Below are 12,200 nucleotides of genomic sequence, written 5' to 3' on the forward strand. Positions count from 1 at the left end.
AAATCCTCTTTCAGATATGGACTGGTGGGCTTGTAGTCGGTATGCTTCGGTAAGTACCCCAGCAGATAGCAATAGTGCAGGTATAGCTTGTAGATATGACCGGTCTTGTGGAACGGCTGAAACCAATCCGAAAGCTCCTGCGGCATTTGGGGCGGATAACTGATATACGCTCTGCGATTGCCGAAGGTGGTATACCTGCCCATAGAGCGCCGGATGTTCTCCGACGTCCACCTTTCATCCAAAGTATCCAGCCTCGTGAAGTGGTCATATTGGGGCAGGCGGATTTTCCAGTGCCTACCCGTGAAGTCGGTCACATACCCTTTGCGCCGCAGATAGTCCTCCATATAGTAGGGCGTTCTGCTGAACTCCATTGCCTCCCGCACATCGGCACGGTAGACATTGTAGCGGGTAGGCTTGCCGCTTTTCTCATCCAGCCATACCGGACGGGAGGGCGCTTTGTGGGGCTTTTCAATGACGGATAAGCCATATTCCCGACACAGTCGGTCGGAGATTTCCATCATTCGCTTTCGCTCCGCCTTGGAGTAGTTATACTTGCCGCCATCCCGAAAAGAAACGGAATTGAAGCAGAAGTGACAGTGGATATGCTCCTTGTCGAGGTGGGTGGTGACGATGATTTCAAAGCGGTCGCCCCACATTTCCTTTGCCAGCTTTACGCCGATCTCGTGGGCAAGCTGCGGCGTGACCTCCTCCGGCCTGAAGCTCTGATACCCGTGCCAAGCAATATAGCCGTCGGTCTTTCCGTAGCGCTTCTTGGTGAGAATCATCTGCCGCAGAGCGGTTTCCTTCAGGCAGTTAAGGGCAGTGACATACTCTCTCTTCTGCGTGGCTTCCGGGCGCTGGACATAGGAAAACACATTGTACAGGTCTTGCAGCTCCGGCGTTTTGACCTTCGTCTTTTCGGGATTTTCTACATAGTCGATGAGGTCTTTCAAGCGGCCTTCGATGTGCCAAAGAGAAGTCGTCGCCATCAGATCGCCTCCTGCAAGTCCAGCACCAACTGCTCGATGTCGGTACAGATTTCGAGGGCGGACGGCTCGTATTTGGCATATTCTTTCAGGTCGGAATGAGCCTTGTATAGTTCGTCCATCAGCCTCCAAAACACATCCGGGGGTTTTGGTTTCGGGTGAATGCCCCGGCAGAGCTGGCGGACATACTCGCTTTGGGACAGACCACATAGAGCGCTGTCGTGTTCCAGCTTTTGATTTTCTTCTTCGGTCAGGCGTACTCTGATACGCACTTTTTCTTCATTCATTAGATCATCTCCTTGTTGATTTTTTAGGGTTATAGGGCGGAACGCCCTGAGAAGTCCGCAGGCCGTAAGGCTGCGGATTGGGATTGTGGGGTCACAATCCGATGCTCGCTATCCCTGTGGACGTCGTTTTTCTCTTTGCCGGTTTCTCCGAATGGCGTTTTTCTGTGCCTGCCCCGGACTCTCACCGCAGCGTTGTTCTGCTTGCTCCCATCGGGGAGGTCGTGGCAGAATCATATCCCATTCGGACGGTCATTCAGTTTTCAATTTGCCCCTCAATAACCAACTGGGAACTTTTTTGCTGTTTGCGCGAAAGAATTTTTGTAAACTTTTTGTGAACGGCGGCTATAACGACAAAAAGAGCCGGTACACAGCACATCAAATCAGCGGGAGAAAATCTCTCGCTATATCTTTGATGAAACTATGTACCGGCTCTGAAATTCAGAAACCTTCAATGTCTGCTATTTCCGCCCCGCAGGCAGACGCTGCAACAGGAGCGGCGCAGCCGCAAATTCCTTTCGGCGGCTGCTTTGAGTTTCATTCAGATATTCAGTTGTGGCTCTCCAATGAGAGTATATAGATTATATCATACAGAACACTTGTTCGTCAGGCGATTTTGACATACTGTTGCAGAAAAAGCGGCTGCCGTTTCCGACAGCCGCCCTTGGGTTAAACATTTGATTTTACTTTACGCTACGCTTTTTCTTTCTGCCGTAAACGGTTGTTGCGGTTACTGCACCGCCGCTGACAAACAGCAGAGCAACCCACAGGAGCATATTGCTGTTGTCGCCGGTTTTCGGTGAAGTGGTATTGCCGGGTTTATTCTCCGCAGGTTTTGTCGGATCTGTAGGCTGTGTTGCAGAGCCGGTAGCCGGAATCTCAACGGCCGCTTTCTTGTACCCGCAGACGGTACATTCCTCGTGCTTAGATCCCTTCTCGGTGGCAGTCGCTTCCTTGTCAACGAGCCACTTAAAGCTGTGTGCAGTTAAATCTGACTTATCGCCGCAAGCACACTCATGCCAATGGTTGGTTGCATCAGACTTCCAAGCCGTACCGTAGCTGTGCGTATGTCCGTCTGCGGCAGGCGTCATAGTAAGGTCGGTTTCGACCCAGAAGCTCTGAGTGTCATTCTCATCGCCTATACGAGTGTACTCCACTTCCCGGCCGTTGATCTTTAGCTTGGCATCGGGGGAGATGTCGGCGGTATAGGCAGTCACATATACGCCGTAGTGATAGGTTTTTCCGGCCTCAAAAGCGGTGATCTTGTTAGTATAAATGTCGCCGCCCCACTCCGGCTCTGTGGAAACAATGCCGGTATTCTCATCTAAGCTCCACCACTCGCAACGGAATGCATACTGATCGTTTTCAGACACCGTTCCGGTAAAGACAGGCTTGTCGCCGTCCTTAAAGGTCAAGGTTGCGTTATTGATTTCAATAACGGAGATTTCCTTGGTTGATTGCGGGCGAATTGTTTCAACATTCATAGCGAACAAGCCGTCCACGGTTTTAACGACGTTGGCGGTTGCCGATATCGGGCTCCAGTTTATCATAACGGAGCAGTTATCCGCAAAGGTATATCCATCTTTTTGCTTCAGCTCGATGGAGTACATATAGGTTTTGCCATCCTCAAACTGAGTAATCCTTTTCATGGAAGGTGTATATTTGCCTTCATCCGAATACCAGAACGCAACCGGCTCTCCGTTCTCCATTTCCTCCCAGCATTCATAGGCAATCTCATATTGGTCTAATGAAGTGTCCGATACCTGTGCCGTTGCCTGCGGAGCGTCACCCGGACGATAATCAAATTTTACATTCTCGATGTAGGCGTTATTTATGGTTGTGTCGCCCTGCGATGTGCCATTTGTAGCGATTACAGCTGGATATACCTTCACCTTAAGGGTTTTTCCGTTATCGTACACGCCGGGAACAGCATCGCCATGTCCATGGCTATATTTTTCAACTCCATCGACAATAACTTTACCATCAAAAGTGCCATAAAAAGTCTGGAAATAATATCCCTCTTTCGCAGTCAGGGTTATCTCATATACGTATTCTTTGCCTGCCTCCGGGTATGAACCGCTTGAGATAGAAGCACTGCTATCATTCTCGACCCATGCCTGATCGGTAATCTCCATCTGATTCGGGCAGTCGGTATTCGGATTCAGCTCCGTGGTGAATACAACGGGCTTTGTGGAATCAAGCACTTTCCAGATGTTTCCCACATCGACTTTGGTAATAACCTGCTCCTCTTCCAAATCGTTGTTTTCCTGCACGGTCAGGTCATAGGTGTAATTATATTTCCGATATTCGTGCATATCCAGAAGTTTAGTGAAAGTACCGGTCGCATCCGGATGCTCACTGAAATACTGTTTTGCTGCGTCTAAATCCGTGCTAAACTTAACCGGGTCACCGGACGCGGGCGTGAAAGTATAAAAAGACGCAGTCTCAAAATGGTCAACGATTGTCTGCGCGGCCCCGTCTCCGCGCGTAACAGTTCCACTGGCCTGATACGGTGTTTCGATCTCGGCCTGAAGGGCTGCAAGTTTGGCCTGCAATGCACCTACACCGCCTTTCAGAAACTCTTCGGAGCTTTTCGTAACCTGTTTGGTTTCAACCACTGCGCCATTGGAATCCTTAACGGAGACATTGGCTGTTATATTGACTTGTGTGCGATATGTGTGCTTGAGGTCATTAAAGTATGTTACTCCCTGCGGAAGGAAATCGATCTCGGCCGCAAACGCCGTAATCGGCACAATTGACAGTGCCAAGCACAGAGTCAGCAGAACAGCCAACAGTCGTTTTGGTTTTGTTTTCATATAATTTTCTCCTTTCTGCGACCATCGCCGCATAAAAAATCAATGCTAAAATTGTCTGTTTCTACCGCCACATTGAAAATGGACGGCAACGATCCATAACCTAATGAAGCGTATTTAGGACATTGTTTCGCAGTATCATTTTACCATAGGTCAAGAGAGAATTTCAGTATAGTTCCCGAAGTGTCAATTGACTTTTTTGAAAATCTATATAGGGTTTCTATTCCCTTTTGTGAACAAATCCGTTATAATACTATTAAATGAAGCGCAGCGAGGTAGTTTTTATGGACTTTAATTACAAACTGAATGAATATATGGAGCGACTTTCCTGTACTGCAAAAGAGCTTTGCAGCTTGTCCGGAATCTCGGCAGCCTCTTTCAGCAGATACAGAAATGGGGAGCGTGTACCGGAATTGGGAACAAAGGCCTTTGAGGGATTATGCAGCGCCATTGCACAAATTGCCGTACAAAAAGGAATCACGGACATTACGGTGGACTCCGTCAAAGCATCTTTTCTTGCCTGCGAGGATTTTGTATCGACCGACAAGGAGATTCTCCGACAGAACTTTAACACGCTTCTTACCACCCTGAATATCAACCTGACGAGACTGTGTCAGTACATAAACTACGATGTTTCCGCCATTTTTCGTATCCGAAACGGCACAAGAAATCCGGGAAATTCCGAACAGTTTGCCTCTGCGGTTGCTTCCTTTGTGGCAAGGGAAAATCAGACTCTGCCAGAAATTGCTGCCGTGGCAGAGCTTATCGGTTGTAACGCCGACAAAATTCAGGATATATCAGTACGTCATTCCAAAATTAAAGGCTGGCTTTTGGAGAGACAGGCGCAGAAGACCGGAAGTGACAGCATATCAGAGTTCCTACATAAACTTGATGAATTTGATTTGAATGAGTATATCAAGGTTATCAAATTTGATGAATTGAAAGTTCCGTCCGTACCGTTTCAGGTTCCGACCTCTAAGGCCTACTGGGGAATAGAAGAAATGATGGAAAGCGAACTGGATTTCTTAAAAGCGACGGTACTATCTAAATCCATGACTCCTGTAATCATGTACAGCGATATGCCCATGAAAGAGATGGCGAAGGATCCGGATTTCCCGAAAAAGTGGATGTTCGGTATGGCGATGATGTTGAAAAAAGGATTACATCTCAATCAAATCCATAATCTTGACCGTTCCTTTGACGAGATGATGCTGGGTCTTGAAAGCTGGATTCCGATGTATATGACAGGGCAAATCTCGCCGTATTACTTCAAGAACGCGCAAAATAACCTCTTCCTGCACCTTTTGAAGGTGTCCGGAACTGCGGCTCTTTCGGGTGAAGCCATTGCCGGATACCATTCCGATGGAAAATACTATCTTACAAAATCAAAGCGTGAGGTGGAGTATTATCGAAAACGGGCGGAGGAAATGCTGAAAAATGCCTATCCACTGATGGATATTTACCGCAGTGAACAGGAAAATGAATTGACTACCTTTCTGCTCTCCAATGCAGGAAAGCCGGGCGGCCGCCGAGGCATCTATTCTACATTGCCGCTGTACACAATCAGTGAGGAACTGCTCGATCGGATTCTGACTCGGAACAGTGTGGAAGCCGAGCAAAAAGAGCGCATCAAAAAACACGCCGTAGCACAAAGGCAAAGAGTGTTGTCAATCCTTTCATCCGAAACGCTTGAAGATGAGATAACAACTTTCCTGTCGAACGATTTCAAGGAAAGACCGCCGGTTTTGGAGCTTTCATCGCTGTTCTATGAAACGGACATTCCGTACAGCGAAGAAGAATATGCAGAGCATCTAAGAGAAACCATGGCGTTTGCCGAGCAGAATCAGAATTACAAAGTAAAATGCAGTACAGCTCACGCTTTTCACAATCTGCAAATTCTGATTCACGAAGGCCGCTGGGCGATGGTATCCAAAGGAAAAGCGCCTGCAATCCATTTCGTCATTCATCATCCTAAATTGCGTAGTGCGATAGAGAACTTTATTCCACCGATAACAGAAAGCAAATAGCAAAGAACACATAAATACATAAAAGAGCTGTATAAAAAATGGCCGACAGGTTTCCCTGCCGGTCATTTTGCTGATTATGTGTATATGATTTCAGAATTGACAATTTCGATGGCTCGGTTTCGGATATTGTTCATTTTGCTTATCCAAGCCATGAAGTCGGCGGCTTTTAACTGTTCGTTAATGCCTTCAGCCTTTGCCATTTGTTTTACCAGCCGAAAGAACAGTTTCTCTGCCTGCTCGTTTAGGTCGGCAAGGTAATCGTTTAGCTTTCCGCTTATCAGCAGTTCGGAATAGAGTACCTTGCGGTGCTGTTTCAGATACCGCAAATGCCGCTGTCCCCATATGCCGATATGCCTTGATTCTTCTTTAGGCAGTTTCAGGCAGGGAAGATAGTAATCGCCCTGCAATTCATACCAAAGTCCGTTTTTCTCGTCATAAATGTACTTATCCATTTTGTAATCCTCCAATTATGATTGATTTTACCTACAATCCAATCATTCCGGCTGATTACAAAAGCCGAAGGGAGAGAACTTCCTTACGAAGCCTCTCCCTTTGGCCTCTCTCTTTTTGTCGCGTTTTATTGCATCGGTCTCTACCCCAGCAGCTCCCACAGCGCCGCGGGCAGCGGCAGGTCCCCCTTGGGGATCTTGTCCCAGGAAAAGAGGGGGACGAGATCCTGCGCGTGTACCGGCTCCGGCCGTTCCAGCAGTCCACAGAGCCAGCCCAGCAACCCCAGCAGCGGTTCGGGGCCCGGCAGCCGGCGGCGGATGGCCCCCAGGTCCAGGTCCCCGTCCCGCTTGGAGAGGCGCCGCCCGTCCGGCGCAGTGAGGAGGGGGATGTGGGCAAAGGTGGGGGCGGGCAGCCCCAACAGCCGGTAGAGGTAGAGCTGCCGCGGGGTGGAGGAGAGCAGGTCCGCCCCCCGCACCACCTGGGTCACCCCCATGGCCGCGTCGTCCACCACCACCGCCAGCTGGTAGGCAAACACCCCGTCGGAGCGGCGGATCAAAAAGTCGCCGCACTCCCGCTGCAGGTTTTCCGAGTAGGGGCCCAGGTGCCGGTCGACAAAGGAGACCGTCTCGTCCGGCACCCGCAGACGCAGGGCAGGGGGGCGATGCTGTCGCCGCTGGGCGACCTCCTGGGCGGTCAAATTCCGGCAGGTGCCGGGGTAGAGCACCCGCCCGTCTGAGAGGTGGGGCGCCTGGGCCGCGTGGAGCTGGGCGCGGCTGCAAAAGCAGGGGTAGACGAGCCCCTGCTCCTCCAAATTGGCCAGGGCGGATTGGTACAGGGCGGTGCGCTCGCTCTGGTAGTAGGGACCATCCGGCCCGCCGGAGGAGCCGCCCTCATCCCAGAAAAGGCCCAGCCAGCGCAGGTCGTCCTCCAGCAAGTCGGCGTATGACCGGGGACTGCGCATGGCGTCCAGATCCTCGATGCGCAGCACCACCCGGCCCCCCTCGGCCCTGGCCGACAGCCAGGCCAGCAGGGCGCACAGCAGGTTGCCCAGGTGCATCCGCCCGCTGGGGGTAGGGGCAAACCGCCCCTTGACCGCCCCTCTCTCCATCTGTCATCCCCCTTTTGCGCTGCGCGTCTCTGGGGGTATTGTACCACCGCTCAGGGCCGCTGAAAAGGGGGGACTTGCCGCAGGGCGCTCAGAGCCCCACCTGGCCGAGGGTGGCTTTGAGGTGGGCGGCGCACTGCTGCAACTGGTCTCGCTCCCCCGGCTGCAGGGGGACCTCGATGACCTGCTCCACCCCGTTTTTGCCCAGGATGCTGGGCAGGCTCAGAGCCACCCCCGAGAGGCCGCAGGCCCCGTTTTGCACGGTGGAGAGGGGGAGGATGCAGCGCTCGTCCAGCAGGATCCCCTTGACCACCCGGGCCACGCTGGCGGCGATCCCGGCGCTGGTGTAGCCCTTGCGGGTGATGATTTCAAACCCGGCCGCCTTGGTCTTTTCCAGCAGCTCTTCCCGGTTCAAGGGGGCGGGGAGGTCAAAGGCGGCGTGCAGCTTGTCCACCGGCACCCCGGCCACGTCCACCAGCCCCCAGGGCACAAAGGCCCCGCCGCCGTGTTCGCCCAGCACATAGCCGTGCACGTTCTTGCCGTCCACATGGCAGCTGGCGGCGATCATCTGCCGCAGGCGGGCGGTGTCCAGCAGGGTGCCGGTGCCGATCACCCGCTCCCGCGGGTAGTCGAACTCGGCCTGGGCGCAGTAGGTGACGATGTCCACCGGGTTGGTGACGGCGATGAGGATGGCCTCGCGGGTGTAGCGGGTGATCTGGGCCATCACCTCTCGGGTGATCTGGGTGTTCTGCCCGGCCAATTTCAGCCGGTCGGGGGTCTCGCCGGGCTTGATGCTGGGCCCGGCGGTCATCACCACGATGCCCGCATCGGCGCAGTCGGCGTAGTCGCCCGCGCGGACTTGGGCCCTGGCGGAATAGGCAAAGGCGGTGGTGTGGCTGGCGTCCAGGGCCTCGCCTGCAGCGCGGTCCCGATTTTGGTCGATGAGGACGATTTCTGAGAGCAGGTTGTCGCCCAGCAGGGCGCCCAGCACGGCGGCCCCCACCATCCCGGCCCCGACGATGACGGCCTTGTTTGGATTTTTCTCCACTTTGTTTTCCTCCTGTTTTTTTGATAGATCCCTGTCAGGGCCGGGAGGCGCGGCCTCCCGCGGCCTGCGCACCCGGGGGATTTTGTGACATCCTACAATCCGGCGCGCCATATTTGTGACAGGATATGAATAGTTATTTTCCCCAAAGGGTGGTAGTATATACTAAAATATGACTGGAATACGCTCTGCGATTCAGTAACATTCACAACATGGCCGGGGCTTCCGGCCAACGACTTGGAGGGAAGACAACCATGAAAAACTATCGACCGGAGCAGATCAAAAACGTCGCTGTACTGGGCCACGGCAACGCGGGCAAGACCACCTTGGTGGAGGCCCTGCTGTGGAAGGCCGGCGCCAGCGACCGGCTGGGCCGGGTGGACGACGGCACCTCCTTAAGCGACTATTCCGACGAGGAGTTGAGCCGCAAGACCTCGGTCTTTTCATCGGTTTTGCCCTTTTCCTGCGCCGTGGGGGAGGAGGAGTACAAGTTCAACCTCATCGATGCCCCGGGCCTCTTTGACTACGAGATGGGCCAGTACGAGGCGCTGATGGCCTGTGAGAGCGTCCTCATCGCCGTGTCCGGCAAGTCTGGCGTCTCGGTGGGCACCGAGAAGGCCTACAAGATGGCGGTGAAAAACCGGAAGTCCAGCATCTTCTTTGTCTCCAAGATGGACCGCCCCCACGCCGATTTCTACAAGGTGCTCGAGGAGCTCAAGACCCATTTTGGCCCCTCGGTCTGCCCGGTGGTGGTCCCCTACAAGGACGGCGAGAAAAACGGCTACATCGACCTGATTTCCGGCCAGGCCTACCAGTACGACGACAAGGGCGCCCCCTCCAAGGTGCCCATGCCCGACCTGGAGCACCGAATCGACGGCCTGCGGGAGGCCATGAGCGAGGCGGTGGCCGAGGCCGACGAGGAGCTGTTTGAGAAGTTCTTCTCCGGCGAGGAGTTCACCGAGAAAGAGCTCATCCGCGGCATCAAAAAGGGCGTCAAGGCCGGCAGCATCACCCCGGTAGTCTGCGGCAGCGCCCTGATGATGGAGGGGATCGACCTGACCCTTGAGATGATGGCCGAACTGCTCCCCACCGCCGCCGACGCGGCCCCCACCGCGGCCGAGACCGAGGCGGGCGACCTGACCGAACTGCCCTGTGACCCCGCCGGCGACCTGGCGGCCCTGGTCTTTAAGACGGTCAACGACCCCTTTGTGGGGCGGCTCTCCTTTGTCAAGGTGTTCAGCGGCACCCTGTTGCCTGAGACAAAGCTCTACAATGCCACCCAGCAAAAGGGCGAAAAGATGGGCAAGATGGTCTCCCTCTTCGGCAAAAAACAGAGTGAGATCAAGGCCATCGCCGCCGGGGACATCGGCGCGGTGACCAAGCTCTCGGGGGTCCTCACCGGCGACACCCTCTGCGCCGAGGGCAAGGTCTACAAGCTCGACCGGCCCGCCTTCCCTGTGCCCACCCTCTCGATGGCGGTACACCCCCTCGACAAGGGGGACGAGTCAAAGATCGGCCAGGGCATCCTCCGCCTCTGCGAGGAGGACCCGACCCTCCACTTCGCCACCAACCGGGAGACCAAAGAACAGGTCCTCACCGGCCTGGGCGAGCAGCACCTGGACGTGGTGATCGCCCGCCTGAAAGCCCGCTACGGGGTGGACGCCAAGCTGGAGGTGCCGATGGTCGCCTACCGCGAGCGGATCAACAAGAAGGTCAAGGTAGAGGGAAAATACAAAAAGCAGACCGGCGGCCACGGCCAGTACGGCCACGTCTGGATCGAATTTGAGCCCTGCGACAGCGAAGAGCTGGTCTTTGAGGAGAACGTCTTTGGGGGCGCGGTGCCCAGAAACTACTTCCCCGCCGTGGAAAAGGGGTTGCAGGAAGCCGTTCGCCACGGCGTCATCGCCGGGTACCCGGTGGTGGGCCTCAAGGCCACCCTCCTCGACGGCTCCTACCACCCGGTGGACTCCTCTGAGTTGGCCTTTAAGACCGCCGCCTCCCTGGCCTACAAAGAGGGGATGAAGCAGGGCGCGCCCTCCCTGCTCGAGCCCATCGGCACCCTCAAGGCCTACCTGCCCGACAGCTATACCGGCGACATCATGGGTGAGATCAACAAGCGCCGCGGCCGGGTGCTGGGCATGAACCCGGCAGAGGACGGCCTGCAGGAGATCGTGGCCGACGTGCCCATGGCCCAGATGGCCGACTTCTCCACCGTCATGCGCTCCATGACCCAGGGCCGGGGCAGCTTTACCTATGCCTTTGCCCGCTACGAGCCCCTTCCCCCCCAGTTGGAGGAGAAGGTGGTGGAAGAGGCCAAGAAGTTCTTCCAAAAGGGCGAGTAGCCGTATCCATAAGGCCCTAGTTTAGACCGTTTTAAAGAGAGCAGACCGGCATGGCCGGGCTGCTCTCTTTTCAATGGAGTAAATGACATTTAAATATATTGACAAATTTAATAAATATAATATGATTAAATTTACAAAAAAACAATTTGGAGGATAGAGAGATGGACAGAGCGCACTGGACGCCGGAGGACTTGGCCCGGGGGTACGCCAGAGAGGAGGGGGGCTACCGCTGCGCCGCCTGCGGTCGCCTGTTTGAAGAGGGGGAGGTCTATCCCTCTGGGGGCCGGTTTTACACCGCCAGCCGGGCGGTAGTCCTCCACCTGGAGAGGGAGCACCCCGACTATTTGCAGACCGGACTCATCGACAGCGACTCCAAGTACAACACCCTCACCAGGAATCAGCGGCGGCTTTACGCCCTCTTTGCCCAGGGACTGCCCGACAAAGAGGTTGCCGCCCGGTTGGGGGTGTCGGTCTCCACCGTCCGCCATCAGAAATTTGTCTTTCGCGAAAAGGCCAAGCAGGCCAGACACTATCTGGCAATCTACGAGGGGGTCTTTGGCTGCTGCTCGACCGACGGAGCCATTGTCGCCCTTTGCGAGCGCGCAGAGGAGGTGGACGGGCAGTAGGGAACTCGCTGAGGAGGAAAAGCGCCCATGTGCAGGGCGACCTTTTCCTTTTCATTTGCCCCTCTGACCTTTTTTCTCCGCGGCAGCAGGGCTTTCCCCGGGGAGAAAAGAGCGCTACTTCCTCCCGGTGCTCCGAGGGCTTGGAGAAGGACGGACGGTAAAGGAGAATAGCCGGAGAGCCTCCCCGCCATCCGCGGCGCTTTGGCTGTCCTGTGTCGCTGCCCAATCGAGGGTGGGTTTGCACAGCAAACAGGAGGCGGACTGGCCCACAGACAGGGGAGAACGGCTGGCGGGGACGGGGGAGGGAGAAGTGTTCATGCGCAAGGCGACCTTTCTCCGTTTCTTTTTGCCTACTTGTCCCCTGCGGCAACAGGGCTTTTCCCCGGGGGAAAGAAAAAGGGTGGCCTTCGCTCCCTCGCACACCGAGGACTTGTGAGGAAGGATGGGCGGAGGAAGGCCGCAAGGGCCCTCCCCGCTATCCACGGCGCTTTGGCTGTCCTGTGTCGCTGCCCAATCGAAGGT

9 protein-coding genes are annotated in these 12,200 nt (G+C 54.9%); 3 read left to right on the forward strand and 6 right to left on the reverse strand.

Annotation, left to right across the window (positions count from 1 at the left end; all coding sequences use genetic code 11):
* The 3 genes from KQI11_RS09590 to KQI11_RS09600 form a co-directional block, all read right to left on the reverse strand.
* Window positions 1-989, reverse strand: a 989-nt coding sequence (locus KQI11_RS09590; protein WP_216401959.1) for a relaxase/mobilization nuclease domain-containing protein, incomplete at its 3' end; no start/stop codon positions are given.
* The gene (locus tag KQI11_RS09595; RefSeq protein ID WP_216401960.1) at window positions 989-1,273 is read right to left on the reverse strand and encodes a plasmid mobilization protein; all 285 of its coding nucleotides are present in this window, start codon (window positions 1,271-1,273) and stop codon (window positions 989-991) included. The genes KQI11_RS09590 and KQI11_RS09595, both read right to left, overlap by 1 nt.
* A gap of 680 nt (window positions 1,274-1,953) precedes the next feature.
* Window positions 1,954-4,086 (reverse strand): LPXTG cell wall anchor domain-containing protein, encoded by a 2,133-nt coding sequence (locus KQI11_RS09600; RefSeq protein WP_216401961.1) that lies wholly within the window; start codon window positions 4,084-4,086, stop codon window positions 1,954-1,956.
* 281 nt (window positions 4,087-4,367) lie between these two features.
* Between KQI11_RS09600 and KQI11_RS09605 the strand changes: the two genes are divergently transcribed.
* Window positions 4,368-6,110 carry a helix-turn-helix domain-containing protein gene (locus tag KQI11_RS09605; RefSeq protein WP_216401962.1) on the forward strand — a complete coding sequence of 581 codons (1,743 nt, stop codon included), beginning with the start codon at window positions 4,368-4,370 and terminating at the stop codon, window positions 6,108-6,110.
* 74 nt (window positions 6,111-6,184) lie between these two features.
* Here KQI11_RS09605 and KQI11_RS09610 read toward each other — a convergent pair whose 3' ends face one another.
* From KQI11_RS09610 to KQI11_RS09620, 3 genes are all read right to left on the reverse strand, one after another.
* On the reverse strand, window positions 6,185-6,562 hold the full coding sequence (locus KQI11_RS09610; protein WP_216401963.1) for a TnpV protein: 378 nt from the start codon (window positions 6,560-6,562) through the stop codon (window positions 6,185-6,187).
* 140 nt (window positions 6,563-6,702) lie between these two features.
* Window positions 6,703-7,668: a tRNA glutamyl-Q(34) synthetase GluQRS gene (gene gluQRS, locus KQI11_RS09615; RefSeq protein WP_216401964.1), complete on the reverse strand. Its 966-nt coding sequence runs from the start codon at window positions 7,666-7,668 to the stop codon at window positions 6,703-6,705.
* Window positions 7,669-7,756: 88 nt separating this feature from the next.
* Entirely contained in the window at window positions 7,757-8,713 is a 957-nt protein-coding gene (locus KQI11_RS09620) for an L-lactate dehydrogenase (RefSeq protein WP_353653964.1), read from the reverse strand.
* Between the two features lie 251 nt (window positions 8,714-8,964).
* Between KQI11_RS09620 and KQI11_RS09625 the strand changes: the two genes are divergently transcribed.
* Both KQI11_RS09625 and KQI11_RS09630 read left to right on the forward strand, forming a co-directional pair.
* Complete coding sequence (locus KQI11_RS09625; protein WP_185915740.1) at window positions 8,965-11,052, forward strand: elongation factor G; 2,088 nt, start codon at window positions 8,965-8,967, stop codon at window positions 11,050-11,052.
* 161 nt (window positions 11,053-11,213) lie between these two features.
* A complete protein-coding gene (locus tag KQI11_RS09630; protein WP_216401966.1) occupies window positions 11,214-11,678 on the forward strand; it encodes a helix-turn-helix transcriptional regulator in 465 nt (154 codons plus the stop codon).
* Window positions 11,679-12,200: the final 522 nt, after the last annotated feature.

This window comes from Acetanaerobacterium sp. MSJ-12 (assembly GCF_018917875.1).
GTDB classification, from domain to species: domain Bacteria; phylum Bacillota; class Clostridia; order Oscillospirales; family Ruminococcaceae; genus Bittarella; species Bittarella massiliensis.